Raw genomic sequence first — 26,106 nt, forward strand, 5'->3', positions numbered from 1 at the left:
GCGCTGCCCGGCCCTACTTCGGGCCGGGCAGTCGCAGACCTCTTGGAGAACACCCCGTGGGATACGACATCTACATCCAGACCTCCGACGGTAAGTACGCCGAAGGGGACGAGAACTACTTCCAGTTCGCCTACACCGCGATGCCGCGCACCCTCGACGCGATGAACAACCTTGGGATGCTCGTCGAGCTGCCCATACCGTCCTACCCCGAGCTGTCCGCCTACGGGCTGACGCGCCAGGACCTCCAGCCTGACACCGAGCCCGACCTGAACACGGTGAACCGCATCGCCGAGTTCAGGACTGCGTACCAGGCCGCCAAGGACGCCTCGGAGCCGAAGCCGGCCGGGATCCCCAGGTACAAGCTCTCTTACAACGACGGCTTCCTCGTGACGGTCGCCGAGATCACCGTCGCCCTCGCCGCCTATGACGCCCATCCGGGCGTGGCCATCGCCGAGATGCCCGTAGGCGACCCGACATGGGGACGCTGGATCGCCTTCCTACGCCGCGCGCAGGCGCACGGCGGACTCCGCACTCACTGATCTCGGCGCGTGCCCGGCCCCGCGCGGCGGGGCCGGGCACGCAAGACCTCTTGGAGAACAACTACCAGCATGGCCACCTGGATTGACCTGTTGTGTGGCGCGGGAGGCAGCAGCACCGGACTTGTCGAAGCCGGACACGAGTTGCTGCTCGGCATCAACCACTGGCGGCTCGCGATCGAGACACACGCTGCCAACCACCCCAACTGCGAGCACGCCGTCATGACGCTCAGCGACGGCTTCCCCATGCGCATGCTGCCCAAGGCCGATGGCCTGTGGGCATCCGTCATCTGCACCGAGATCAGCCCTGCGGGCGGCAAGCCCCGGGAGACCAACCAACTTGACCTCCTCGACCTGCTCGAAGAGGAACGAGACGAGTGGGAGTCCCTGACCAAGGACGCCTTCGAAGCCACCCGGGTCACCGCCTGGTGCGTGGTGCGAGCCGCGGAAGCGAAGCGATTCAAGGCCATCGTCGTCGAGAACGTCGTCGAATTCGGCCTGGACTGGATCCTTTTCGCGACCTGGCTCCAAGCCATGGAACTGCTCGGATACCAGTACCAGATCGTGTGCGTCAGCAGCGCCCACGTCGGCGACGAGGTCAACCTGCGCGCCCCGCAGTGGCGTGATCGGATGTACGTGGTCTTCACCCTCAAGACCATGCGCAAGCCCGACCTGGAGCCCAGGCCGCTCGCTCCCTGCGTCGACTGCGGTGAGGACGTGCACGCGGTCCAGTCGTGGACCAAGACCGATGGCCTGCGTATCGGGAAGTACCGGCGCGACTACATCTACCGCTGTCCCAACACCCGTTGCCGCCACTCCATGGTCGAGCCGTACGTTCGCCCGGCAAGCGACATCATCGACTTCAGCGATCTCGGGAAGCGGATCGGAGACCGCAAGAAGCCGCTCGCCGATACCACCATGGACCGGATCCGCGCGGGGCGCCTCAAGTTCCCCTGGCGTCCCTACTCGATCTCGCTCACCCACGGCAAGGACGGCGGAGACAGGGCGTACGCAATCGAGGACCGGCCGCTGCCCGCCCGAACGGTGAAGCAGGGCGACGCTCTTCTGGTGCCGACCGGCGGCTCGTGGAACACCGACGCCGTCCCTCTCGACGTGCCGATGCGTACTCGCACCACCCGCGCGAGCGAAGCCCTGCTGACGATGGACCCGTTCATCATCGAGTACCGCAACCACGCCACTGCCAGCCCCGCGAGCGACCCGCTCAGCGTCGTCACCGCCCAAGGCAACCACCACGCCCTGGTCACCCACGACGGCACTGTGCCCGACCGCGTGCGGAACACCCTCGTCGTGCCGTACCGCAAGGCCGCGGTGAAGACGGCCGCCGAACCCGTCCACACCCTCACCACCCGAGACTCGGCCGCCCTGCTGCAAAACGCCCTGGACATCAACGACTGCCACTTCCGGATGCTCAAGCCCCGCGAACAGCTCGAAGGGCAGCGGTTCCCCAGGAAGTACGTCGTCTACGGCAACCAGGCAGAGCAGACCGCGCAAGCAGGCAACGCGGTCTCGGTCAACGTCGCCCGGTGGATTGGCCAGCGATTGGAGCCCGTCCTGTGACCGGATCGCGAACCCTGATCGGCACCTACGTCACCTCCCACGCTCCGTGCTTCGGCGACGAGGACTTCGCCGTCGCCGACGACAGATGGAAGAACGGCAAGGATCTGGTCGCCATCTGTGAACCGGTCCTCTACGTCTGCGGTGGCTGCCCCTCCCGGGCCGCCTGCATACGGCAAGTCGCCCCAGCCAAGAGCGAGTTCACCGGCGTCTGTGGCGGTCGGATCTGGCTCAACGGCGTGATCATCCACGAGCTGCAGGATGCCGACCCCGGCGAGCTCCCAGTCCCAGTTATCCGCAAGTCGTGCGGCACGGCCGCCGGATCGCGCGCTCACCGCAGGGCCGTGGAACAGCAGTGCCTCCGGTGCCTGCCCTACTACCGCCCCGGACCGAACCCACTGGACGCGGAGGAACAGGCCGCGCAGCAGCTCGAACTCCCCGACGCTCCTTGACCAACCGAGAGGAATCGCAGTGAAGCACCTGACCGCAATATGCACAGGCACATCGGACGGCTACCGGATTCGAGTTCTGGCCGAGGGCCACGACGACGACCTGGTGGACCTCTTCTTCGACTGGGCCAGCTTCCGCCCGGCCAGCGCCGGGCACCGGCTGATCGAACACGGCTACATGATCCGACCCGACGCCCGAACTCCGGAGGCGGTGAACGGCTGGAGAGAGGTTCCGGGCCAGCCCGGAACCTGGTCCGTGCCGGTCATACCGACGAACGGGGGCGACTCAGTGACGCAACCGACGGTCAGCGAGCGCCTCGTCGAAGCGGTCACCCACTGGACGGAGGGACACCACGACCAGGCCCAGGAAGTCCTGGCGGACCTCGCGCGGAACGGGACACCCTCGCTGATGTACGGCGTCGCGACGGGGCTCGCAGATATGGCGAAGGAAGCCTCGGCGAAGATGCAGGGACTCGATGCCGACACGGCGTTCTGGATCATTTCGACTTCCGACGGCGGCCGCCCCGAGGACATCGTCCCGCATCCGCATCTCTTCGCAGCACGCTTCATCACCGCGTTCGCCAACGGAGACACCGCGACGACGCTCGCGCTTTACGGGGCCGCTTTCACCGCGCCGGACCCCGAACTCTTCTCCCACTGCCTGGAGATGCTGCTGGCAGCGACCGGTGAGGCAGTTCGCGCCGCCACTATGGGGGCCCTTCGATGACCAGCTCTGCCACCTACTCGTCCGACGGACTGCGTCACGACGTTGCGGACCCGGCGACGTGGAGCGTCCGGATCTGCGCGGGACGATGCGGCACGTGCATCTTCCGGCCGGGCAACCTGATGCGCCTCGAAGAGGGACGCGTGGCGGAGATGATCGCCAATGCCATCGCCGAGGAGGGACACATCGTCTGCCACGCCACGCTCGGCACCGATTCCCCCGCCATCTGCGCGGGCTTCGCCGCGCACCGGAACGGTCGCGCAGCCTCCCTTGCCCTGCGCCTGGCCCGAGCCCGCGTCCTTCGAACCGTCTGGGTTCACGTCGACACCAGAAAGGTGGAGGCATGACCAGTGTTCTCGCTCTGCTTGTCCTGCTCGCGTGGGCAGCGGGGGTCGTGGTCCTGGCGGACGCCTTCCGGAGGATGCTCGCCCACGACCCGGTCCTGCAACTGGTGTGCCAACTGCGGCCGGGCGCCGTCGCTTTGTACTTCGCGGTGGTCATTGTTGCGTGGCCGGCGGCAGTGGCGGCGATGGCTCTGTCGAATCTCGTCGACCGGGGGCGCGGGTGACACATATCAAGCCCGGACGGATCTTCGTGGCCTGCGACCCGCGGGACAGCATCCGTATACGGATCGAGCAGTACAAGCCGGGGGACATACGCGCCCTGGTCGCAGACGCCGCGACTGGCCGTAGGCGCCGCCTCATGCTGACCTCCGCCTTGCACGCGTCGGCCCTCACCAACGCCGGCGTGCAACGTCGGAGTGGATACGCCCCCGACACAGCAGAGTCGGCGACGCCCAAAGCAGTTCCCCCGGTCGGCCTTCTGGGCGAGGAAGAACCGGACTGGTTCGAGGGGATGCCCGGGCGCCAGTACAGGGTCGCGCTACCGCCCCGGCTGACGCTCCTGAACGCTAACCAGCGGCTCCACCACCACAAGCGCGCTGAGATCACCCGGGTGCTGCGGCGCGCGGCCTGGGCTGCCTCGCGCGCAGTGCCACGCCTGGAACGGGTCCACATCATCGGCGTCCTGCACCCCGAGGACAGGCAGAGGAGAGATCCAGCCAACTGGTATCCCAGCTTCAAGGCATGCGTCGACGGACTGGTGGACCAAGGTGTCCTGGACGACGACGACCACACGCGCGTCGTCGGCCCGGACATGCGCATGGGGCACGTGGTCGAGGGTGCGCGGCTGGTCCTCCACATACGCGACCTCACGCCGGTCGGCATGCCTGCTGACCTGCTGAAATAAAGCCCCTAGGTGATCAGAAAAATCCGCCGAAAATCTTGCCCCCCTTTCAAATGCATATAGAATAGAACCAGAAGGGGGTGGTCCCCTTCTTGAAACCGTCAGGAGAGACCGTGACAGACGCCTTCAGCCCCGAGGGCATCCGCCAGCGCCTGAGTTTTTCGAGCAGGTCAGCCCCGCCCAGGCGGACCGGCTGGCTGAGGCGATCGCGGGCTCCCTTCGGCGGACCTGCGAGGAATGGTTCCCCGGCACCGAGTACGACAAGTGGCGGCAGATGCTTCCCGAACCGCTGCTCGACGTCGTGATCCAGCTCCTCACGTGGAGCGAGGACGGTCAGATCGTGGCCGACCACATGCCCACCGCCGCGGCCGCCTGCATCTTCCTGGACCTGCAGAGGTCTGCCATCCCCGTCGGCTGACACCACCAATCACTCCGTCCGGCGACCACCGCATCCCGGCCGCCGGGCGGCCTTATGTCAAGGAGGTACGTGAAGTGCAAGATCCCTGCCCGCTCGCGGACCGGCGGGTGTGTGAGGCCACCCGCGACCTCGCTCGCGCCGTTCTGAGGCGCATGGCTGTGACGGCGGCGGCGATCCAGCCGCGCATCAGGACTCTCGTTGCCACCCGCGACGAGCCCGGCTATGCCCTGTGGAGTGTGCACGGCGACGACGGACGGCTCCTTCTCCGGTTCGATCTGCAAAAGCGGCCGGACCCGATTTGGGGCAAGCTCACCGCCGATCTGTGCTTCCTCGCTCGGCTCGCGGACCTGCGCACGCACCCGCCCGGCTACTACTTCGTCCACCCGCTGACCGACGAGCGCGACATCGCCGTCCCTCTCCCCGCCAACCCCCGCGGCCTCCCTCCTCGCGAGATCGGTCAACTTCGGTGGTAGCTGTCGGCGAGGGCGACCGCCCCGTCAGCGGAGCGGCGTCGGTGGTTTACGTCAGTCAGCACTGACCCCTTCCGTACTCGCTCGCGGCGGGGTCGCAACATCCCCTGAATGCATATAGAAGAGAAGCGTTCGGGGCCTCGTTCATCCTCAACCGGAGGTACCCGTGCCCGATCGCCCCTCGGTACCGGTCATCAACACGCCGGACCACCACTTCGGTGCGATGTTCCTCATCCTTCTCGCCCGCGCGCCCGACACCGCCATGCTCCGCGCGGCCACCCGCCTCGCCGACAGCGCAGCAGTCGCCTCCTGGGCGCTGCGCCCCGACGGCCTTAAACCTCTCACCGTCGACCAATACCGGGAGCTGCTCGCTTACGCCGCCGCTCCCGAAGTCCTCGACCTCGCCCTCTACCTGCGCGGCGACAGGAAGCGCATCCGCACGCTCATCGACCACATCGGCCGAGAGATCGCGGAACTCCTTAGCCACTACTCCGCGCCGACACCCGAGTCTGACGCCCGCCCCTGAACACCAAAGGAGAGCTATGACCAGTCCACCCGCACGGCAGTGGTGGGTCATCTACCGGGAGCCGAACCCCGCACAGATGGACGTCGTTGCCGTCGAAGCCCTTCCCGAGGACGACGTCGCCCACGACAAACGGTGCGCCGAACTGGAGACATCCGGCCAGCTCGCCTATGTCATCACCGCGCCCGACCAAGACGCCGCCGCAGAGATCGCCGGCCGGATCTGGGCCGAGGAACTCGTCACCAACCCGGCACGCCACGCCGCCGCAGAGGCCTACCTCGCCGCCAACCAACGGCCCAACTGACCCCATTGGAGAATGACATGAACCCCGACATGCTGAAGGATCTGTGCGCGAGCGTCGTGCACCGCTTGGGCCTCCGCCCCACCACAGTCGAGGCCGCGCTACTGGTTACCCTTCACCACTTCAGCGGTGGATCCCGCAACCCCGCCGTGGCCTACATCGGACTCACGCCCGATCAGTACGTCCTGCGGTCCCTCTCGACCCCCCGCTTCGAGGCCACCCTCGCGAGTGCCGCCCTCAAGGCTGAGGGCAGAGAAGCCGACGCCCGCCTGAACTGGGAGGCGTTCGTGCAGCGGGAGCAGGAAGCGGCCAGGCTTGCCCACGAGGCCATACCGAAGCCGGCTCTCCTCGCAGACGCCGACGCGATCCACCGGATCGGTCGTCAGCTCGGTCTCTGTGATGAATGCACGGACCAGCTCGTCTCCGGCGTCGTGCTCACCCTGGCGCTTGGATACCCCTACCGCCTAGCTGATCAATGGCACCTCAGCCTCACCGATCTGCTCGCCCAGGTCACCACCGAGGAACTGACCGAGCTGGTGCGGCACGCCGCGCACTCGGAGGCGGGTCGCACGGAAGAGGCCGCCGCCACGCTCCGGCGCATGCAGCGCGCTGTGCGCTGACCTTCCCCCGTGGCGGCCTGTGGGCCGCCACGGGATGCCTCGATCGAACCGAATCCAGGAGATCGCATGAGCCAACTCGACCTGTTCGCCGACCCCGACGAGCCCGACCAGCCACCCGCGCCGCCCAGCCTTGCCGCCCCGGCCCGCAAGTACCTCACCGACCTGCCGCCGGCCCCCGCGCCCGTGACCATGCCTGCCGCCACGCCTCGCCCTTCGCTCGCTGTCGTCAAGCGCAGGCTGGGTCACTACCGCCCGGCGCAGAGCAACCCGCACGCGCACACGTTCGGGATCGCGGAAGCCGTCAGCTACGCCTGGCACCACGCGCACGGGGGGAGCAGCATCGAAATCCCCATCGGCACGGTTGCCGCACTCGCCCTGTGGCCTCTGCGCGGCCCGGACGCCCACCTTGCCGCCGACTGGTGGCTCGGCCTCGACGACACCGAGCTGCTGGCCGCCTTCCGCGAGTGCTGGGCCCGCATGTGGATCATGCGGCCCGACCTCATCGACCGAGCCACACCTCTCCACAAGTGGGTCGACGACGAGAAGCCCGATGCTCGGCGAGCCGCTGCGGTGCGAGCCGTCGTTGAGGCTGCGCTCACCAACGGGCTGCTGCACCTGACCGCAAGCGATGACCCCGACCTCCGCTCCACCACCGACGTGATCGGAGCCCTACTTGCCGTCATGCGCTCCGAGGGCGCTCACGATGCACTCGCGGAGATACACACCCCTCCGGACGTCGCCTACCTGATGGCCAGGATGCTGCTCGACGGCAAGCCGCTTGAGCCCGGCATGAAGTTCGACGAGCCCGCGGGCGGGACCGGTGGCATGTACCGCGCCGCCGTACAGGTCATGCGTGAACGCGGCATCGACCCGCACCAGTTCGGATGGTCACTGACGGACATCGACCCCCTCGCGGCAGCGGGCGCCGCCGTCAACGCGATCCTCTGGGACCTCGGCCCGCACGTACTCATCGGGTGCGGTGACACCCTGCACGAAGGCAACGTGCTCGCCAGGGCCGCCCGGGAGGCACTGGAGTCCCTGGAACGGCGCGATCGACTGCACTCGCAGGCCGTCTTCCTCGCGGCCATCCGAAAGGTCGAAGCTCTGGTGCGCGATATAGCGGCCTGACCTGGGGGAACTGACTTAGTCGATCTTGAACTCTCTCCTTGATGCATATAGAATAGAACTATTAGGAGAGGGAGTCATGAAAGAGCCGCCGTTCACATTCCCGTACTGCCGCAGCCACGACATCCGGTGCCAGGAACCGGACTGCGAGGCCTGCGCCTGCGACCACTGCTTCGACTGCGGAGCCTGCCCCGGTCAGGCATGTGACCACGACGCCTAGCAGGCGACCCGCGGCGGCCCCGTCAACCGGCGGGGTCGCCGCGGGCCACCGCCACTCCCACAACTCACCACAACTGGAGCGCAGATGACCTACAAGCAAGGTGACCGCATCGCCCTGGTGCACACCACCGACGCGCACACCGAACTCGAACCCGGAGACGAAGGAACCGTCCGCCGGTTCGACACCGGCCTCTCCATCCTCTCCGTGAACTGGGACAGCGGCTCCACTCTCTCCATGCTTCTCGACCAGGGCGACGAAGTACGCCCCGCGTAACCACACCGGGCCCGCCCACGGCAGAGGCGGGCCCCGCTTCACCCGCAGACCTCTTGGAGAACAACACATGCTCATTACCGACGCCGCAGTCCGAGAAGCCGCGGCCAACCTCGCCCAAAGCCTCGGCGGAGACTGGGCAATCGACACCACGGCGCCCGCCGACGGCGCAGCGCACCTCGTCTACAGCGACGGGCGAGGCATCAGCTTCCGTCCAATCTTCGGCGGAACCACCGTCCAGCTCTGGATCACCGGCAGCGCCGCACCCCCGCTCCCCGACGACGCTGCCCTGGTCGACCATGCCCTCCATGAAGCGCAACTCGCCGCGCGCTTGGCCGAAGGGCACCGCTACAACAAGGCGACCACCCTCGTCACCGAAGGCGACGAAGATCCGGAAATCATCATTCTGCGAACCCTCGAAGACGACCTCCTCCCCGCCTTCGACTACAAGCCCCGTTACGTCGGCCACCGGCCATGGATAGACCTGTTCGACACCGCACTCTCGCAAGTAATGGATGAAGCCCCGCCGGCCACGGGCACCTCTCTGCGGGACTGCGGCCCCGAAGCCCACACGACGCCGCCCGACGTCGGTGAAGACGCCGAGCCCACGACCGGCACCGAATCTGCCCCCGGCGCTGACAACAAGGCGGCGATCGAGCCTGATCCAACCCCAGCGCCCGACGATGATCAGCAGACCGACGACCCCGCAGCTGACGAGGTCCAGGAGGAAGGCTCGTCACCCGTCGAGGATCCGGACCTCGAAGTTGCGCAGCCTCCGAGTTCCGGGCCCGAAACGGAATCCGACTCGGAGCCGAGGCCCTCCGGCGAGAGCGGCGGCGAAGCGGATGCCCAACCGGTAGCCGAGAGCAGCCCCAGCACAAGACGGCGCCCCCGCACCCCCAGGCGCCGTGCGAAGACCAACTCTGCCTGACTCCATACGACTCGACCAGGGGGCGCGGCCAGCGCCGCGCTCCCTCCGGAGCGTCATGACCAACGACAAGCTCCACGATCAGGATGCCGAGGGTCGCGGGCACCATAAGGTGCCAAGCCCAGGCCGTCTGGTCGTCAACTCGGAGGTCGGCCAAGCATCGTACGCCGGTAGACCGGTCGTTGCGCGGAGCCGGGCGGATTTCCGGTCGCGACGGTGTTCGGTTTCTTGAAGGGGGAGTTGCCAGCCGGTATCTGCCTGTATGTATCAGGGATGGTGGGTGACGGAGAGTGCACGTCTGGGCTGGGGGATCGGCTCCAGGGACCGGTGCGGACGGTGTGGGCGAAGCATGACAGGGACAGCGAGGGCTGGTTGCCGTTGTGGCGACACATGGAGGACAGCGCCGCGGTAGCGGGACTGTTGTGGGACCAGTGGCTACCCGCGAACGTACGGGCTTTGATATCCGAGGTGTTGCCGGGCGGTGCGGGGGATGCCCGGCGGCTGGCGGTGTGGCTGGCGGGTGTGCACGACATAGGCAAGGCGACGCCGGCGTTCGCGTGTCAGGTCGACCAGCTCGCCGATGTCATGCGTGCGCACGGTTTGGAGATGAAGACGCGGCGTCAGTTCGGGCCTGACCGGCGGCTGGCTCCGCACGGCCTGGCCGGGCAGGTGCTGCTGGCGCAGTGGTTGGAGGAGCAACACGGCTGGACGGGGCGGCAGTCCGCGCAGTTCGCGGTCGTCGTGGGCGGCCATCACGGTGTGCCTCCGGATCACGGGCAGCTCAAAGCTCTTGACGACCGCCCTCAGTTGTTGCGCACTCCGGGGGCGAGCCGGGGGCTGTGGCGGCAGGTGCAAGAGGAGCTGCTGGATGTGTGCGCCGAGGAGTTCGGCGTACAGGATCGGCTCACTGCATGGCGGGCGGTGAAGCTGCCGCAGCCGGTACAGGCGCTGCTGTCGGCGCTGGTGATCGTTGCCGACTGGATCGCCAGCAACCCCGACCTGTTTCCGTATTTTCCGCAGGCGGTTCATCGCACGGGCGCCGAACGGGTGGCAGCTGCGTGGCAGGGGCTTCGCCTGCCCGAGCCGTGGGAAGCCGAGGAGCCGCCCGAGGGCGTGCAGGAGCTGTTCGGTGCGCGATTCGACCTGCCGCCTGGGGCCGTCGTTCGGCCGGTCCAGGAGGCGGCGGTGCGGTTGGCGCGCAGGACGTCCGCCCCGGGGTTGATGGTGATCGAGGCGCCGATGGGCGAGGGGAAGACGGAGGCCGCGCTGGCGGTGGCGGAGGTGCTGGCCGCGCGGTCGGGTGCGGGCGGGGTGTTCTTCGCGCTGCCGACCATGGCCACGGGCAATGCGATGTTTCCGCGGCTGTTGGACTGGCTGAAGCGGCTTCCGGCCGAGGAGGGCACGCGGCTGTCGGCGCTGCTGGCACATTCCAAGGCAGCTCTCAACGACGAGTACGCGGATCTGATGCGCAAGAGTGCGCAGCGGATTGCCGCCGTCGAGGTAGATGAGGAAGAACGCTCCTGGCGGCCTGGCGACGAGCAGCGGATCGCGTCGGCCGAACTCGTGGCACATGCGTGGTTGCGGGGTCGCAAGAAGGCGATGCTGTCGTCGTTCGTCGTGGGCACGGTCGACCAGTTGCTGTTCGCGGGGCTGAAGAGCCGGCACCTTGCGCTGAGGCACCTGGCGGTCGCGGGCAAGGTTGTGGTGATTGACGAGGCGCACGCCTACGACACCTATATGAGTGCCTATCTGGACCGGGTTCTGTCGTGGCTGGGGGCGTACCGGGTGCCGGTGGTGGTGCTGTCGGCGACGCTGCCCGCCGGGCGTAGACGGCAGCTGGCCGAGGCCTACGCGGGAGCCGGAGGCGCCGTCGACGCCGAGGAGTTCGAGGCGGTGGCGCGCACCGATGCGTATCCGCTGCTGACCGCTGTGCCGCCGGGCGGTACGCCCGTCGTCGAGTGCCCGCAGGTATCGGCGCGCGGGACATCGGTTCATCTCGAACGCCTTGATGACGACTTCGGTGTCCTGGCGGACCGGTTGGCCGCCGAGTTGGAGGGCGGGGGGTGCGCGTTGGTGGTGCGGAACACCGTCCATCGGGTTCTGGAAACGGCTCGCGTCCTGCGTGAGCGGTTCGGTGACGACGCCGTGACGGTCGCCCATTCACGCTTTATTGACGTGGACCGGGCGGCGAAGGATGCCGGGCTGCTCGCCCGGTTCGGTCCGCCGGGCAAGAGTGAGGAGCGTCCGCGCGGGCCTCATGTCGTGGTGGCCAGCCAGGTGGCGGAGCAGTCCTTGGACGTCGACTTCGATCTGCTGGTGAGCGACCTGTGCCCGGTCGACTTGTTGCTGCAGCGCATGGGGCGTCTGCACCGGCACCAGCGGGGCAAGGGCCAGGCGGATCGTCCGCGGCGGCTGCGTACGGCGCGTTGCCTGGTGACCGGAGTCGACTGGACGGGCCCGGTGCCGGTGCCGGTGCGGGGTTCTGTTGCCGTCTACGGCGCCTATGGGCTGTTGCGCTCGGCCGCCGTCCTGCTGGAGCACCTTGACGGCTCCCGTCGGCCGGTGCGGTTGCCGCAGGACATCAGTCCGCTGGTGCAGGGCGCGTACGGGGACGGGCCGGCCGGTCCCGCCAGCTGGGCCGAGGCGATGGATGCAGCGTTGCAGCGGCATGAGGAGCATCGCAAGGACCAGGCCGAGCGGGCCGGTGCGTTCCGGCTGGATGCGGTGGGCCGGCCGGGGCGTCCGCTCATCGGCTGGGTGGCGGCCGGGGTGGGGGACGCGGACGACACGCGCACGGGCCGGGCCCAGGTCCGTGACAGCAGGGAGGCTTTGGAGGTCGTGGTCGTGCAGCGGCGTGCTGATGGGTCGCTGGCCACCGTGGACTGGATCGCGCCGGACAAGGCGGGCTTGGAGCTGCCCCAGGACCGGCCCCCCGCCCCTCGGGCGGCCAGAGCGGCGGCCGCCTGCGGGCTGCGGCTGCCGAGCCAGTTCTCCTACGCGGACGTGATGGATCGCGCCATCGCCGAGCTGAAGGAACTCTACGTTCCGGCCTGGCAGGTGAAGGACAGTCACTGGCTGGCCGGTCAGCTGATTCTTGCGCTGGACGCCGATTGTCAGACCCGTCTGGCAGGGTTCTCACTCCGTTACAGCCCCTCCGACGGACTTGAGGTGACGCGTGCCTGATGCCAGTGAAAGTTCTGCGAACGGCCCGTTAGCGTTCGACCTGACGCTGCGGCCGTGGATCCCGGTTCTGCGGCGGGGCGGCAGGCAGGACGAGTTGTCCCTGCGGGAAGTGTTCGCCCAGGCCGACAGCCTGCGTCGGATCGTCGGCGACGTGCCCACCCAGGAGTTCGCCCTGCTGCGGCTGCTGCTGGCGGTGGCCCACGACGCCCTGGACGGGCCGCGCGACACCGAGGAGTGGGCGGAGTTGTGGGCGGACGACGCCTGCTTCGCGCCGGTCCCGGCCTACCTCGATGCGCACCGTGGCCGATTCGACCTGCTGCACCCGCGCACACCGTTCTTCCAGGTGGCGGATTTGCGGACGGCGCGCGACGAGGTGTTCTCCCTCAACCGGATCGTCGCCGACGTCCCCAACGGGGAGCCGTTCTTCACCTCCCGGATGCCTGCCGTCGACCGGCTCGGCTTCGCCGAGGCCGCCCGCTGGGTGGTGCATGCCCACGCCTATGACACCTCCGGGATCAAGACCGGAACCGTCGGCGACGACCGTGCCAAGAACAACAAGGTGTACCCGCTCGGAGTGGGCTGGGCGGGCACCCTGGGCGCAGCCTTCGTCGAGGGCGACACCCTGCGCGAGACGCTGCTGCTCAACCTGGTCGCCGCGGACACCACCGGACTGCGCATCGACGGCGATGACCGGCCGGCCTGGCGACGCGAGCCGTGCGGGCCCACAGCCGCTGCGGCCAGGCACCCCTCGGGCGTACGAGACCTGTACACCTGGCAGACACGGCGGCTGCGGCTCCACTTCGACGAGGCAGGAGTCCATGGCGTCGTCCTCGGCTACGGTGACCCGCTCGCCGCGCACAACCTGCACACACGTGAGCCCATGACCGCGTGGCGGCGCAGCAAGGCGCAGGAGAAGAAGCGCGGCGAGGCCTTGGTCTACCTGCCCCGGGAGCACGACCCATCGCGTGCCGTGTGGCGGGGGCTGTCCTCGCTGATCACCGAGCGGGAGGTCGCCGGCCAGGGCGCCGAGGCCGCGTCTGCGCTGCGTCCCGGGATCCTGGAGTGGGTGGCCCGGCTGGTCACCGAGGGAGAACTGCCCCGCGGTTTCCTGATCCGTACGCGGGTGGTCGGCGCGGTGTACGGCACCCAGCAGTCCGTGATCGACGAGATCGTCGACGACCACCTGGCCATGGCGGTCCTGCTGCTGCACCGTCAGGACCGGGAGTACGCGCAGCAGTCGATCGACGCGGTGGGGGACGCGGAGCACGCCGTCACCGCTCTCGGAGACCTGGCCACCGACCTGGCGCGGGCAGCCGGCACGCAAACGGAAGGGCCCCGTACCCGGGCCCGAGAACGCGGCTTCGCCGCACTGGACGACCCGTACCGCATCTGGCTGCGCACGCTAGCCGACGCCGCCGACCCCGAGGATCAGCGCACGCTCTGGCGACGCCGGACCCACCGCATCATCAGCCGGCTCGGCTACGAACTGCTGGCCGAGGCCGGAGACGCCGCGTGGGAGGGCCGGATCGTGGCCACCGCCAAAGGCACCGTGTGGTTCAACTCCGCCTACGCCGAAGGATGGTTCCGGCGTCGGCTCAGCGACGCCCTCGGTCTTCAGGACTTCTCCGGCACCGAGGCGGACGAGAAGGAGCCCCGTGCCGCCGACCCCGCTGTCGAAGCCGACGCAGCCTTCCCCGCAGAAAGGGCACACGCGTGACCACCCGCACCGTCATCCCCCTCCCCGAACGAGTCCGGGAGATCACCGGGGAGAACATCAACGACCTGCAGCGGGGCTACCTGGCCGACCAGCCGCGCGCGGTGGCGGCACTGGCCCGGCTGCGCCGCGGCGCCGGCAAGGAGATCCAGCAACTCCCCGACCTGTGGGGCCTGATCGACACCGGCCCGCTGCACGACCCGACGCACGAGGGCGGCCGACCTCCGCGCGAAGCGGACCTGACACGTGCCGAGGACGCCGTACACGTCGCTCTAACCCTGTGGGCCCTGCACCAGCAGTCACGCGGAACCGGCATGCACCGCCCCGACCGCAAGGACGCACCCGCCGGTCTCGGGGCCGCCGTCCGCCGGCTCATGCCCCAGGGCGACATCGACGAGACGATCCTCAAACGGCTCGTCCGGGCCGGCCATGCACCGGATCTTCCCGCACTCGCTCAGCGGCTGCGAGAGATCGTGCTGCTGCTGCGCCGCGAGGACATCCCCCTCGACTACGCCCTGCTCGCCAGGCAGTTGTGCCACTGGCAGCAGCCCGGCGGCCGGGACGACGTACGCCGCGCGTGGGGTCGCTCCTTCCACTCCTACCGCCCGCCCAAGGACCCCGACCCTGACGCCGGTGACCGGGCCGGATCCGCCTCCGACACCGACCTCGCTTCCGACCCCTACACGACCAAGGACGCCTCGTGAACCGCATCTTCCTCGACGTGCACGCCCTGCAGACCGTGCCGCCCAGCAACCTCAACCGGGACGACACCGGCGCCCCGAAGTCAGCCGTCTACGGCGGGGTCCCCCGGGCCCGGGTCTCCAGCCAGGCCTGGAAGCGCGTCACCCGTGAGTACTTCGGTAACGAGCAGCTGCTCGACCCGAGCGAACTGGGCGTCAGGACCAAGAAGGTCGCCGAACTCCTCGCCACCCGCATCACGGATCTCGATGCGTCGATGGGGGACGCCGAGGCGCTGCGGCTCGCGGCCGAGGTGATCGAGACAGCCACCGGCTCGAAGATGGAGGCACCGGAGCGAAAGACGCGCAAGGCGAAGGCCGATGCGGAGGGTGAGAAACAGGAGGCGGCGGCGCCCCAGTCCAAGTACTTGATGTTCCTCAGTGCCCGGCAGCTCGACGGTCTCGCCGCCCTCGCCGTCGAAGGGGCCAGCGACATCACGGCGTACCTGAAGGACAAGGACAACAAGGCGCGCGCCAAGCAGATCGCCGACACCCGCCACTCCGTCGACATCGCCCTGTTCGGGCGCATGGTCGCCGACTCCGCCGACTTCAACGTCGATGCCGCAGCCCAGGTCGCCCACGCCATCAGCGTGCACCGGGTGGAAAACGAGTCCGACTACTACACGGCCGTCGACGACGAGAACACCGACGCCGAGACCGGCGCCGGCATGATCGGAACGGTCGACTTCAACTCCGCGACCCTCTACCGCTACGCCGCCGTCAGCGTGCACCAGCTCGCCGCCAACCTCGGCGAAGGACTACGTGAGGACGAACCCGTCAACACCCCCGTGCGCCGCGCTGTCGAGGCGTTCGTGCACGCCTTTGTCGCCTCACTGCCCAAGGGAAAGATCAACACGTTCGGGCACCACACCCTGCCGGACGCCGTCGTCGTCAAGCTCCGCACCACCCGCCCCATCAGCTTTGTCGCCGCTTTCGAGGAGCCGGTGAGCGCCGAAGCCGGCGGCGGGCATCTGCGCGAGGCCTCCGCCCGCCTGGCCGAGTACATCCCCGAGGTCGAACGAGCCTACGGTGATGAGCAGTCCACCCTGACCTGGGTACTGCGCGTGGGGGCTGCCACTGACAAGCTCTCCGGCATCGGTCAGGAGACGCCCAGCCTGTCCGCGCTCGTCGAGACGGTCGGCCAGGCCGTGGCCGAGCGCATGGACAAGCCCGCATGAGCGTGTTGACCCTGCGCCTGGCGGGCCCCCTGCAAGCGTGGGGGGCCTCGGCCCGGTTCGCCCGCCGCACCACCGAGTCCGCCCCGACCAAGAGCGGCGTGATCGGCATGCTCGCCGCGGCCCGAGGTATGGACCGCGACGACGATGACGCACTGGCCCGCCTGGCCGTGCTCCGTTTCGGGGTCCGAATCGACCAACCCGGCACCCGGGTCCGCGACTTCCAGACCGCCCACCACGCCGACACCGGCAAGTCGATGCCTCTGTCCGAGCGTTACTACCTCGCCGATGCGGTCTTCGTCGCCGCGGTCGAGGGCGAGGATGTGCTGCTCGATGAACTCGACGCAGCCCTGCGTAGCCCCGTCCATCCGCCCTATCTCGGCCGACGCTCCTGCCCGCCGGCCCACCCGGTCCGGCTCGGCCTGCACCGCGGGGCCGGCCTCGCCGAGGCGCTCCAGGCGGAGCCCTGGCAAGCCGGCGCCTGGTACCGCAAGCAGCGCCGCGGCGAGGAGACCGTGTCCTTGACCGTGCTGCGCGAGGCCCGTCCCGACGAACCCGATGCGGACCTGCTGCGTGACCAGCCCCTCAGCTTCGCCGCCGAACACCGCCGGCACGCCCTGCGCACCGTAGTCACCACGACCGTTGAGGTGCCCAACCCCAATGGCAGGGCCGCCTCGAGGCCCAGGGCAGTACCCCCGCACGACCCGTTCGCAGCCTTGGAGGAAGAGAGCGCCTGATGTACCTGTCCCGCTTCCGCATGAACGCCGCGCGCCCCGGCACCCGGCGCCTGCTCTCCTCCCCCCAGTCCCTGCACGCGGCCGTCATGTCGTCCTTTCCCCACCTGCTGCCCACAGCCTCCACAAATCCCGGCACACCCTCCGACGGCCCGCGGGTGTTGTGGCGCCTGGACCAGAACGCCGCCGCCGAGGTCTTCCTGTACGTGGTCAGCCCCGACCGGCCCGACCTGACCCACCTCGTCGAGCAAGCCGGCTGGCCCGCAGCTGCGGCGGCCGACCCGGACAATCCCGGCTGGCAGACCCGGCCCTACGCCCCCTTCCTCGACCGGCTCGCGCAAGGCACTACCTGGGCGTTTAGGCTCACCGCCAACCCGGTGCACCACATCCGCCGCAAGGACGACGAACCGATCAAGAGGACCGCCCACCTCACCCCGGTCCACCAGATGGCATGGCTCCTCGAACGGCAGGAACGCTGCGGATTCCGCATCTGCGAAAAACCCGACAGCAAGCGACTCCTGCCCAGCGGCACCACGCACAAGAAATCCGCCCACCACGGCGACCGCTACGAACTCATGGTCCGCGACCAGCGCAACCTGTCCTTCGCCAAGCCCCGCGATGACAACGCGCCAGGACGGCGACCAGTCACTCTGGTCGCCGTCACCTTCGACGGCCGCCTCCAGATCACCGACTCCGCCCTGCTACGCCGCACCCTCGTACAAGGTCTGGGCAAGGCGAAGGCCTACGGCTGCGGGCTGATGACTCTCGCACCGGCCCCCGACACCGGTGAGCGCAACCCGTGACGACAGTTGGCCGACGCACCGCGCTGGTCCCGAGGTTTACCGATTCCCAAGCCGCAGGCCGGGGTGCTCCCCGCGCCCGCGGGGGATGGTCCCGCGCCGTCGTTCAGGCTGTCGGCGCCGACCCGGTGCTCCCCGCGCCCGCGGGGATGGTCCCTCCGTGAAGGTCGATGTCGGGGCGGACGGCACGTGCTCCCCGCGCCCGCGGGGATGGTCCCCTCGAACAGTTCCAGACGCTGATCAACGTCGCATGCTCCCCGCGCCCGCGAGGATGGTCCCAGGCCCCGCGTCACCCCGCCGAGTGCCGCCAGGTGCTCCCCGCGCCCGCGGGGATGGTCCCGGCGGCTTCGGCGGGCAGGTGGTCATGACGTCGTGCTCCCCGCACCCGCGGGGATGGTCCTCCGTGCTTGAGGCCGAGTCGGGTGAGGGAGTCGTGCTCCCCGCGCCCGCGGGGATGGTCCCGCGATCCAGACCAAGATGCGCGCCAAGAAGGTGTGCTCCCCACGCCCGCGGGGATGGTCCCTTCGTCGGCGCCACGAAGGTGCCGTAGGTCGAGTGCTCCCCGCGTCCGCTGGGATGGTCCCCCGCGGCACGTCCACACCGACGTGAAACCGCAGTGCTCCCCGCGCCTGCGGGGATGGTCCCACCACGACCGCCAGGTCCGCGATGGTGGCCCTGTGCTTCCCGCGCCCGCGGGGATGGTCCCCGCTGGTCTGTCGATGACACCGACCGGTACGCGTGCTCCCCGCGCCCGCGGGGATGGTCCCCAGCACTGCCTGCACTCCCCGCGCGGCGGGGTGTGCTCCCCGCGCCCGCGGGGATGGTCCCGTGCCGTCACGCCAGGCAACCGTCTGGTCAATGTGCTCCCCGCGCCGCGGGGATGGTCCCTTCGGCAGCAGCGACCGCACGGTCGTGGCCATGTGCTCCCCGCGCCCGGGGATGGTCCTAACCCCATCGGCATTGCCGTGCAATGCCTTTGGTGCTCCCCGCGCCCGCGGGGATGGTCCCGGCATGGACATCCGGCGCCCGCAGCACACGCTGTGCTCCCCGCGCCCGCGGGGATGGTCCCCTGGAGACGGGACAGATCCTCGTGCTGCGCAAGTGCTCCCCGCGCCCGCAGGGATGGTCCCGGCACGCTGTCCGGGTAGGCGGCAGGCAGGTTGTGCTCCCCGCGCCCGCGAGGATGGTCTCGCGGACTCGGGGAGGTCGGCGAGGCCGCTGCGGTGCTCCCCGCGCCCGCGGGGATGGTCCCCGTTCGGGCAGTTCTGGCAGGAGGTCTACACAGTGCTCCCCGCGCCCGCGGGGATGGTCCCTACTGCCAGTACCAGACCAAGCTCGAGACCAAGTGCTCCCCGCGCCCGCGGGGATGGTCCCGAAGTCTCCAAGCTGTCACGGGGGATCAAGCTGTGCTCCCCGCGCCCGCGGGGATGGTCCCAGGATGATTCGCCGTGCAGTCAGCGGGACCTGGTGTTCCCCGCGCCCGCGGGGATGGTCCCGGTTGATCAGGAGGGCCTGCGGGTCGGCGTTCGTGCTCCCCGCGCCTGCGGGGATGGTCCCTGGGTGTTGGACCCAGCCGGGACGTCGGTGGGGTGCTCCCCGCGCCCGCGGGGATGGTCCCGCTCAGGTTCTGGCGGACATCAACCTCGCTCCGTGCCTTCCGCGCCAGCGGGGATGGTCCCTATGCGGAGGCGGTGAAGGAGGCTCATCTGCGGTGCTCCCCGCGCCCGCGGGGATGGTCCCTCGCCGACCTCTTCGGCGCCTCACCCCACACCGTGCTCCCCGCGCCCGCAGGGATGGTCCCGTCGTACGACGCACCACCTTGGACATGACGAAGTGCTCCCCGCGCCCGCAGGGATGGTCCCCACGGGCCTCCGTGCTTCCCGGGTCGGTCGATGTGCTCCCCGCGCCCGCGGGGATGGTCCCAGCAACCCGAAGGAGACCCAGTCATGATGTTCGTGCTCCCCGCGCCCGCGGGGATGGTCCCATCAACAACCTTCGGGCCGAGGCGGACGAAGCGTGCTCCCCGCGCCCGCGGGGATGGTCCCGACTCGTCGGGCAGTGGTGCGAACGTGCCCTCGTGCTCCCCGCGCCCGCGGGGATGGTCCCGAGACATGCTCGCCTTGCTCCCACCGGAACCGGTGCTCCCCGCGCCCGCGGGGATGGTCCCAAGCCGGTCATCAAGATCTTCGGCGCCTTCGAGTGCTCCCCGCGCCCGCGGGGATGGTCCCGAGCAGAAGGTGCGCGCCAAGCGGGGGCTCTAGTGCTCCCCGCGCCCGCGGGGATGGTCCCGGCCAGTCCGGAGCCGTCGTCATCGACGGCATGTGCTCCCCGCGCCTGCGGGGATGGTCCCTCGACACAGGGAGGGGGGCCATCATGTCGCTTGTGCTCCCCGCGCCTGCGGGGATGGCCCCACGCGGGCGTCGGGCTGGCTGCAGCTGTGTGGGTGCTCCCCGCGCCCGCGGGGATGGTCCCACGGAGAAGGCCACCGACAACCCCGGCACCACGTGCTCCCCGCGCCCGCGGGGATGGTCCCGAGAAGATGGATGGCGTCGCGAAGGATAAGGCGTGCTCCCCGCGCCCGTGGGGATGGTCCCCGCAACGCGGGCATGGTCGACGAGCAGGCCCTGTGCTCCCCGCGCCCGCGGGGATGGTCCCAGACTGTTCGTCTACCTCCTGTTGTACGCCCTGTGCTCCCCGCGCCCGCGGGGATGGTCCAAACTCAACAGTGGAGACGCCGTGAACGAGAACGTGCTCCCCGCGCTCGCGGGGATGGTCCCTCGTCGGGCCTGGCCGTGTAGTTCCGCCCGTCGTGCCCCCCGCGCCCGCGGGGATGGTCCCCCGGCGCCGACGGCGGGCAACGTGCCCGACGAGTGCCCCCCGCGCCCGCGGGGATGGTCCCCCGGCGCCGACGGCGGGCAACGTGCCCGACGAGTGCTCCCCGCGCCCGCGGGGATGGTCCCGACTTCCTGATGGGGGAGGACCGGCCGAACGAGTGCTCCCTGCGCCCGCGGGGATGGTCCCCAGCCGCAACGTCCACGCGAAGCGGTCGCCCTGTGCTCCCCGCGAACGCGAGGATGGTCCACACTCTTCGAAGCCGCCGCTGTCGGTCGAGACGTGCTCCCCGCGCCCGCGGGGATGGTCCCGACGACCCCCGCCAGTTCACCGGCGGTCGCTGGTGCTCCCCGCGCCCGCGAGGATGGTCCCGCGCCGGTCTGCCACAACCGCACTGGTGCCCTGTGCTCCCCGCGTCCGCGGGGATGGTCCCCTCCGCCGCCCGCCCACCGGCACCAAGGGCATGTGCTCCCCGCGCCCGCGGGGATGGTCCCGCCAAGCTCGCCGCACAGCTGGGCGTCGGTCCGTGCTCCCCGCGCCTGCGGGGATGGTCCCCGGGTGTGGCCGACCTCGTACCGAGGCCCCGTGTGCTCCCCGCGCCCGCGGGGATGGTCCCACGTCCGTGTCGGGCAGGTAAAGCACCTGCCCGAGCTCCCCGCGCCTGCGGGGATGGTCCCGACTCCCACATGGCGATGGCCCTGGCGATGGGGTGCTCCCCGCGCCCGCGGGGATGGTCCTGAGCAAGAAACTCCGTTGAGTCGTCCCCACTCGTGCTCCCCGCGCCCGCGGGGATGGTCCCGCGTACGCCGGCAAGCTGCGCGGCCGCGGCGTGTGCTCCCCGCGCGCGGGGATGGTCCCGACCGGGGTGGAGGCCGGGACACTGTGGGAAAGTGCTCCCTGCGCCCGCGGGGATGGCCCCCAGCGCCCGGAGGCGGACAGGCGCACGGCGGTGTGCTCCTCGCGCCCGCGGGGATGGTCCCGAGAACTGAAAGGGGCCTCCGTGGACAACACAGTGCTCCCCGCGCCCGCGGGGATGGTCCCCGGCGGACCAGGTACACGCCCTCTTCGAGCTGGTGCTCCCCGTGCCCGCGGGGATGGTCCCTGGACCAGCGCGCCCGACGGGTACAGGCGCCCGTGCTCCCCGCGCCCGCGGGGATGGTCCCTCCTCATACAGCCGGGGCGGTACGAGGACAGTTTGCTCCCCGCGCCTGCGGGGATGGTCCCTACGCCTGCCAGAGTGCCGCGCGGGACGTACTGTGCTCCCCGCGCCCGCGGGGATGGTCCCCGGCGCGTGTACCGCGTCACCGGGGTTGACGAGTGCTCCCCGCGCCCGCGGGGATGGTCCCCGGAGACGCTGCTGCCTCGGGGTACTTCGTTGGTGCTCCCCGCGCCTGCGGGGATGGTCCCCCGCTCAGGACACCAACCCGTTCTTCGCGCACGTGCTCCCCGCGCCCGCGGGGGATGGTCCCGACATCAGCCAGTCCCGGTCGTTCGGCTGTCTGCGCTCCCCGCGCGCGGGGATGGTCCCCAACCGCAACGTCCACGCGAAGCTGTCGCCCTGTGCTCCCCGCGAACGCGGGGATGGTCCCGCCGTCACCCCGAACTGCTCCGAGGTCATCGTGTGCTCCCCGCGCCCGCGGGGATGGTCCGCCAGTTCGCTGATAAGGGGGCATGTGTAGACCTCGACTGTGTCCTTCGCGCCGGATGCCGACTCGGCCGTCACCGAAGTCATCTCACGGCAGCCATGAACTCCGGGCCACGCGGCAATCATGTCCCGCCTGTACGCCGAACCATGCTTTGGCCGGCACGACGCGAGGGAAGCCCGTGGCGGGGGCATCCTCACGCCGTGTGCCCGAAGCTGCAATCCGCCCGATCTCTCCAGCTCACTCTGGAAGATGGCGGCTGAGCTGGATAAGCTGACCAGACGACGTCTGGCCTGCGGAAACGGCTATCGAGGCTGGGTGCAGATCTTCCGAGGGTGCCTCGTTGGGGTGATTCGCAGAGGTTCGGGATGTAGCTGGTCGTGCCGACTCCTACCGTCGCCGGGGTCGAGCCCGCCGTGAGGCGTGCGGGTGCTGAGCGAGGGTGGGTGTGATGTGCCGTCGTTGATGGAGGCGTTGGAGGCCAGGCGGGCTGAGGTGCTGGGCGAGGCCGAGCGGCTGCGTGAGCAGATCGCCGGTCTGTCCGAAGAGTTGTCGCGGGCCGAGGAGCGGCTGGCGCGGTTGCAGATCGCGCGCGAGACGGTGGAGGAGGTGCTGGCCGCGCCGTCTTCGCCGGTGCCGGACGCGGAAGCCGCGGGTGGGGGTGCGGACGCCGCGGGTGGGGGTGCCGGCGGGGTAGCTGTGGCGTTGGTGAAGGCCGAGGCAGGGCTCGACGTGACGGTGATGTCGCCGGAGTACCAGGGGATCATCGCTTTGTTCGCGACCTCGGGGGCGGCGATGCGCTGCAAAGAGGTCTGCCAGCACCTGGGTCTGGGGACCGAGCCGCGGCATGTCGAGGGGATGCGCTCGAAGCTGAAGAGGCTCGTGGAGCGCGGGATCCTGGCGGAGCCTTCGTCCGGGCTGTTCAAGGTCGACGGCAGGAAGCAGGGATGGTGAGCGTGGTGGGGCCGGCCCAGGCTTCGCTCGCAGAGTGTGAGGACGCCTTCGCCGCCTCGGCGAGTCTGTTCGCCGCGGCGTGCGCGGAGCTGGCGGCCCCTCAGGCGGCGGTGATGACACATGCACAGTTGGAGGATCTGCTGGGTGCGCGGATGCGCGAGGTCACCCGGCAGTTGTTCCAGGACCACCTGACCCTGCGGGCCAGGGACGAGGTGCGCCGTGAGGAGGTCGTGGACGCCGCCGGTGTCGGACGCTCAAGGATCGAGCGGGGTCGGCACCGGATTCTGGCCACGGTGTTCGGCAAGGTCACCGTGGTCCGGATCGCCTACCGCGGCGCGGGCGTGGCGGACCTACACCCGGCCGACGCGTTACTGAACCTTCCAGACGCAATGCACTCGCACGGGCTGGCCAGGCTCGCCGCGATCGAGTCCGCCCGCGGCAGTTTCGCCGACGCCTGCGAGCGGATCAACGCCGTCACCGGCTCCGGAATCGGGCACCGGCAGGTCCAGGAACTCGCCGTCGGCGCCGCAGTCGACATCGACGCGTTCTACGACGCCGTCGTGCCGGCTCCCTGCACCGACACCACGCCGCTGATCTTGTCGGTCGACGGCAAGGGCGTGGTGATAAGACCCGAAGCACTGCGTGAGGACACCGCGAAGGCTGCAGCCGCCAAGGGAGGCAACGCGATGAAGACCCGGCTGGCGTCCGGGGAGAAACACGGCAGGAAACGGATGGCCACCCTGGGAGCCGTCTACGATGCCGAGCCCGCGCCGCGCACGGTGGACGACATCTTCGCCGACCCCGACCGGCAAGACGACGCCGGCCACGGCGCGGCGCCCGAGCGCCGCCAGGGGCCGAAGGCCCGGTCGAAGTGGTTGTGCGGTTCGGTGACCGACACCGCCGTGCAGGTGGTGTCGGCCGTGTTTGACCAGGCGGAGCACCGCGACCCCGGCCACCGCCGTTGCTGGGTCGTCCTGGTCGACGGGGCCCGCCATCAGATCGACCTCATCAAGGCCGAAGCGCGGCAGCGCGGCGTGGACGTCCACATCATCGTCGACCTGATCCACGTGCTCGAATATCTGTGGCGAGCGGCCTGGTGCCTGCACGACAGCGGCGATGCCTCCGCCGAGAGCTGGGTCGCCCGTCACGCCCGCGTTCTGTTGGGCGGCGGCGTGCAGCAGACCGTCGCCGCACTCGAGGAAGCCGCCCGCGCCGCCGGACTGCGTGGCGCCCAGCGCAAGGGCATCGACGAGGCCGTGAACTACCTATCCGGCAAGGCCGAGCACCTGCGCTACGACACCGCCCTTGAACGCGGCTGGCCGATCGCCACCGGAATCATCGAGGGAGCATGCCGGCACCTGGTCAAAGACCGCCTGGACATCACCGGCGCCCGCTGGGGCCTGTCCGGAGCTGAAGCCGTGCTCAAGCTGCGTGCCGTCCGCGCCAACGGCGACTTCGACGCCTACTGGACCTGGCACCAGCAGCAGGAGTTCATCCGCAACCACCAGACGCGCTACCGCGACCAGGTCATACCCACCGCCTGATCGACAGCACCCTCATTGGATCTGCACCCATCGAGGCTTCGCCCCGAGTGGAGGGGCGGAGCCTCTGCGCGTTGGAAGGGAAATCCGCTGTGCGAGGGTTCTATCCTCTTGGCTGAACTGGGCGGACGCGGCTGCTGCTGTGGTAAGCGTCCAACTCATCAGCCCCCAGGGGCCATTGAGGGGCCACAAGGACAGGAACAGACCGACAAGCACTGCAAAGGGCTGACACGGATCAGCACGTCTGACCTGCAAGAACGGCGTGAATCGGCACTGATCGGCAAAGGCCGCCAAGATCCCCAATGGACTCATAATCCGTCGGCCGTGGGTTCGAGTCCCACCCGCCCCACCTGCGCAGGCTTCTGACCTGCGGAAACGTTCATTTTGGGTGTCGAGGCGTCAATATTGCATGGACGGACGGAATCCGCTGCTCGGGGGTTTGGAGTCGGGCGGCACTTGGGGGAGCTCCAACCCCTCTGACCTGCGGCTGAGTAGATGATCGAGGGTGTCGCTCGTGGTCCGGGTGACTGTCCTGAGGACTGAGGCCCAGGCCAAGGGGCCGCGCAGGGGCCCGGAGAGCGCAGCAGCGCGCAGACCGACGGTGCCTCCGGCCGATTCGCTGTCCCATTTGCTGGGTTGCGCGGCTGGGGCGGCCATCCACAGGGCGACCAGTTGAGCACCGGGCTGGCGGCGGAGGCAGTGCAGATACCGGTGTGGTGGGTACGCAGGCGCGGGTAGGGCGTCGGCGGCGTACCGATAGCGCACCTGGTGTCCAGTGGAAGCAGTGGCTACCGGGAGAGCATCTGGCGTCCGGCTGTTCTGCGTGTCGCGGACGGTCCCGGAGGGGGCATGGCGGAGGTCTGTGCGACACCCCGTGGGAAGGGCTCTCGGGTCCGGCCTGCCTCATCTGTGCCACCGACTACCGGAACGCACCCGACTCGGAGGCGGTGGTGGTTTCCCACCGCGACGACAGCAGCTCCTCGCCTTCCACGGGGGCGTGCGCACGCATGGCGAGGAGGTCGGTCAATGGTCTGGACGAGACGCCCCTCCCGCTGGCCGAGCGCGTCCGCAGGCACCAGGTCGACGGCTCCTGACCCGGCGATCGCCGAGGCCTGAGGGCCACTCGGCGATCTCGAGGGCCCGGCCGAGGAAGTGCTCGGGCCAGTTCGACCGCGATCGCGGCGGCGAACGCGCCGATGTCGCGTACCGCGATCAGCGGCATCGAGGAGTGACGTCGGATCGGCCGGGTCGCCGACGACAAGGCCGGCGCCTGCCGCCCGCATCGCCCTGACGGACAGTGACCCGGATGCATGCCAGGGCTCTGACCGGCCGACCACACTTGAGCAGGCGCTGTGCGGTCGCGCCACCTTGCCGGCCGGTGGCACAGAT

The 26,106-nt window shown here is 69.6% G+C and carries 23 protein-coding genes; all 23 read left to right on the forward strand.

Annotated features, from left to right (window positions below):
- Positions 1-56 precede the first annotated feature (56 nt).
- A complete protein-coding gene (locus tag QF037_RS31895; protein WP_307031154.1) occupies positions 57-539 on the forward strand; it encodes a hypothetical protein in 483 nt (160 codons plus the stop codon).
- 69 nt (positions 540-608) lie between these two features.
- On the forward strand, positions 609-2,114 hold the full coding sequence (locus QF037_RS31900) for a DNA cytosine methyltransferase (RefSeq protein WP_307031156.1): 1,506 nt from the start codon (positions 609-611) through the stop codon (positions 2,112-2,114).
- Positions 2,111-2,563 carry a hypothetical protein gene (locus QF037_RS31905; protein ID WP_307031158.1) on the forward strand — a complete coding sequence of 151 codons (453 nt, stop codon included), beginning with the start codon at positions 2,111-2,113 and terminating at the stop codon, positions 2,561-2,563. Before QF037_RS31900 ends, QF037_RS31905 begins: the two co-directional genes overlap by 4 nt.
- A gap of 19 nt (positions 2,564-2,582) precedes the next feature.
- Positions 2,583-3,287: a hypothetical protein gene (locus tag QF037_RS31910; protein WP_307031160.1), complete on the forward strand. Its 705-nt coding sequence runs from the start codon at positions 2,583-2,585 to the stop codon at positions 3,285-3,287.
- Positions 3,284-3,631: a hypothetical protein gene (locus QF037_RS31915; protein ID WP_307031163.1), complete on the forward strand. Its 348-nt coding sequence runs from the start codon at positions 3,284-3,286 to the stop codon at positions 3,629-3,631. The genes QF037_RS31910 and QF037_RS31915 overlap by 4 nt, the downstream gene beginning before the upstream one ends.
- Positions 3,628-3,852 carry a hypothetical protein gene (locus tag QF037_RS31920; protein ID WP_307031165.1) on the forward strand — a complete coding sequence of 75 codons (225 nt, stop codon included), beginning with the start codon at positions 3,628-3,630 and terminating at the stop codon, positions 3,850-3,852. Before QF037_RS31915 ends, QF037_RS31920 begins: the two co-directional genes overlap by 4 nt.
- Before the next feature lie 134 nt (positions 3,853-3,986).
- The gene (locus QF037_RS31925; RefSeq protein ID WP_307031168.1) at positions 3,987-4,532 is read left to right on the forward strand and encodes a hypothetical protein; all 546 of its coding nucleotides are present in this window, start codon (positions 3,987-3,989) and stop codon (positions 4,530-4,532) included.
- A 271-nt stretch (positions 4,533-4,803) separates the two neighbouring features.
- On the forward strand, positions 4,804-4,947 hold the full coding sequence (locus QF037_RS31930) for a hypothetical protein (protein ID WP_307031170.1): 144 nt from the start codon (positions 4,804-4,806) through the stop codon (positions 4,945-4,947).
- Positions 4,948-5,099: 152 nt separating this feature from the next.
- Positions 5,100-5,420, forward strand: coding sequence for a hypothetical protein (locus QF037_RS31935; protein ID WP_307031173.1), 321 nt, complete (start codon positions 5,100-5,102; stop codon positions 5,418-5,420).
- A gap of 163 nt (positions 5,421-5,583) precedes the next feature.
- A complete protein-coding gene (locus tag QF037_RS31940; RefSeq protein WP_307031175.1) occupies positions 5,584-5,943 on the forward strand; it encodes a hypothetical protein in 360 nt (119 codons plus the stop codon).
- A 16-nt stretch (positions 5,944-5,959) separates the two neighbouring features.
- A complete protein-coding gene (locus QF037_RS31945; protein ID WP_307031177.1) occupies positions 5,960-6,244 on the forward strand; it encodes a hypothetical protein in 285 nt (94 codons plus the stop codon).
- A 17-nt stretch (positions 6,245-6,261) separates the two neighbouring features.
- Positions 6,262-6,861 carry a hypothetical protein gene (locus tag QF037_RS31950; RefSeq protein WP_307031179.1) on the forward strand — a complete coding sequence of 200 codons (600 nt, stop codon included), beginning with the start codon at positions 6,262-6,264 and terminating at the stop codon, positions 6,859-6,861.
- 66 nt (positions 6,862-6,927) lie between these two features.
- Positions 6,928-7,989: a hypothetical protein gene (locus QF037_RS31955; RefSeq protein ID WP_307031181.1), complete on the forward strand. Its 1,062-nt coding sequence runs from the start codon at positions 6,928-6,930 to the stop codon at positions 7,987-7,989.
- A 301-nt stretch (positions 7,990-8,290) separates the two neighbouring features.
- The gene (locus tag QF037_RS31960; protein ID WP_307031182.1) at positions 8,291-8,479 is read left to right on the forward strand and encodes a DUF4314 domain-containing protein; all 189 of its coding nucleotides are present in this window, start codon (positions 8,291-8,293) and stop codon (positions 8,477-8,479) included.
- A gap of 67 nt (positions 8,480-8,546) precedes the next feature.
- Positions 8,547-9,407, forward strand: coding sequence for a hypothetical protein (locus tag QF037_RS31965; RefSeq protein ID WP_307031184.1), 861 nt, complete (start codon positions 8,547-8,549; stop codon positions 9,405-9,407).
- A 387-nt stretch (positions 9,408-9,794) separates the two neighbouring features.
- Complete coding sequence (gene cas3 / locus QF037_RS31970; protein WP_307031186.1) at positions 9,795-12,587, forward strand: CRISPR-associated helicase Cas3'; 2,793 nt, start codon at positions 9,795-9,797, stop codon at positions 12,585-12,587.
- Positions 12,580-14,304, forward strand: a complete 1,725-nt coding sequence (gene casA / locus QF037_RS31975; RefSeq protein WP_307031188.1) for a type I-E CRISPR-associated protein Cse1/CasA — start codon at positions 12,580-12,582, stop codon at positions 14,302-14,304. The genes cas3 and casA overlap by 8 nt, the downstream gene beginning before the upstream one ends.
- Positions 14,301-15,005, forward strand: coding sequence for a type I-E CRISPR-associated protein Cse2/CasB (gene casB / locus QF037_RS31980; protein WP_307031189.1), 705 nt, complete (start codon positions 14,301-14,303; stop codon positions 15,003-15,005). Before casA ends, casB begins: the two co-directional genes overlap by 4 nt.
- A complete protein-coding gene (cas7e, locus tag QF037_RS31985; RefSeq protein WP_307031191.1) occupies positions 15,002-16,216 on the forward strand; it encodes a type I-E CRISPR-associated protein Cas7/Cse4/CasC in 1,215 nt (404 codons plus the stop codon). The genes casB and cas7e overlap by 4 nt, the downstream gene beginning before the upstream one ends.
- Positions 16,213-16,950 (forward strand): type I-E CRISPR-associated protein Cas5/CasD, encoded by a 738-nt coding sequence (cas5e, locus tag QF037_RS31990; RefSeq protein WP_307031193.1) that lies wholly within the window; start codon positions 16,213-16,215, stop codon positions 16,948-16,950. Before cas7e ends, cas5e begins: the two co-directional genes overlap by 4 nt.
- Positions 16,950-17,750: a type I-E CRISPR-associated protein Cas6/Cse3/CasE gene (gene cas6e, locus QF037_RS31995; protein ID WP_307031195.1), complete on the forward strand. Its 801-nt coding sequence runs from the start codon at positions 16,950-16,952 to the stop codon at positions 17,748-17,750. The genes cas5e and cas6e overlap by 1 nt, the downstream gene beginning before the upstream one ends.
- 4,925 nt (positions 17,751-22,675) lie before the next feature.
- Entirely contained in the window at positions 22,676-23,176 is a 501-nt protein-coding gene (locus tag QF037_RS32000; protein WP_307031197.1) for a hypothetical protein, read from the forward strand.
- Positions 23,170-24,720, forward strand: coding sequence for an ISKra4 family transposase (locus QF037_RS32005; protein ID WP_307031199.1), 1,551 nt, complete (start codon positions 23,170-23,172; stop codon positions 24,718-24,720). The genes QF037_RS32000 and QF037_RS32005 overlap by 7 nt, the downstream gene beginning before the upstream one ends.
- Positions 24,721-26,106 lie beyond the last annotated feature (1,386 nt).

Origin of the sequence: Streptomyces canus, assembly GCF_030815415.1 — a bacterium.
Taxonomy (GTDB): Bacteria; Actinomycetota; Actinomycetes; order Streptomycetales; family Streptomycetaceae; genus Streptomyces; species Streptomyces canus_F.

Excerpts from the sequence above, each read along its gene's own strand:
- QF037_RS31965 (WP_307031184.1), top strand. The coding sequence starts at position 8,547 with ATGCTCATTACCGACGCCGCAGTCCGAGAAGCCGCGGCCAACCTCGCC.
- QF037_RS31945 (WP_307031177.1), top strand. The coding sequence starts at position 5,960 with ATGACCAGTCCACCCGCACGGCAGTGGTGGGTCATCTACCGGGAGCCG.
- QF037_RS31950 (WP_307031179.1), top strand. The coding sequence starts at position 6,262 with ATGAACCCCGACATGCTGAAGGATCTGTGCGCGAGCGTCGTGCACCGC.
- QF037_RS31920 (WP_307031165.1), top strand. The coding sequence starts at position 3,628 with ATGACCAGTGTTCTCGCTCTGCTTGTCCTGCTCGCGTGGGCAGCGGGG.
- QF037_RS31960 (WP_307031182.1), top strand. The coding sequence starts at position 8,291 with ATGACCTACAAGCAAGGTGACCGCATCGCCCTGGTGCACACCACCGAC.
- cas3 (WP_307031186.1), top strand. The coding sequence starts at position 9,795 with ATGGAGGACAGCGCCGCGGTAGCGGGACTGTTGTGGGACCAGTGGCTA.
- QF037_RS31900 (WP_307031156.1), top strand. The coding sequence starts at position 609 with ATGGCCACCTGGATTGACCTGTTGTGTGGCGCGGGAGGCAGCAGCACC.
- QF037_RS32005 (WP_307031199.1), top strand. The coding sequence starts at position 23,170 with ATGGTGAGCGTGGTGGGGCCGGCCCAGGCTTCGCTCGCAGAGTGTGAG.
- QF037_RS31925 (WP_307031168.1), top strand. The coding sequence starts at position 3,987 with ATGCTGACCTCCGCCTTGCACGCGTCGGCCCTCACCAACGCCGGCGTG.
- QF037_RS31955 (WP_307031181.1), top strand. The coding sequence starts at position 6,928 with ATGAGCCAACTCGACCTGTTCGCCGACCCCGACGAGCCCGACCAGCCA.
- QF037_RS31915 (WP_307031163.1), top strand. The coding sequence starts at position 3,284 with ATGACCAGCTCTGCCACCTACTCGTCCGACGGACTGCGTCACGACGTT.
- cas5e (WP_307031193.1), top strand. The coding sequence starts at position 16,213 with ATGAGCGTGTTGACCCTGCGCCTGGCGGGCCCCCTGCAAGCGTGGGGG.
- cas6e (WP_307031195.1), top strand. The coding sequence starts at position 16,950 with ATGTACCTGTCCCGCTTCCGCATGAACGCCGCGCGCCCCGGCACCCGG.
- QF037_RS31935 (WP_307031173.1), top strand. The coding sequence starts at position 5,100 with ATGGCTGTGACGGCGGCGGCGATCCAGCCGCGCATCAGGACTCTCGTT.
- QF037_RS31930 (WP_307031170.1), top strand. The coding sequence starts at position 4,804 with ATGCTTCCCGAACCGCTGCTCGACGTCGTGATCCAGCTCCTCACGTGG.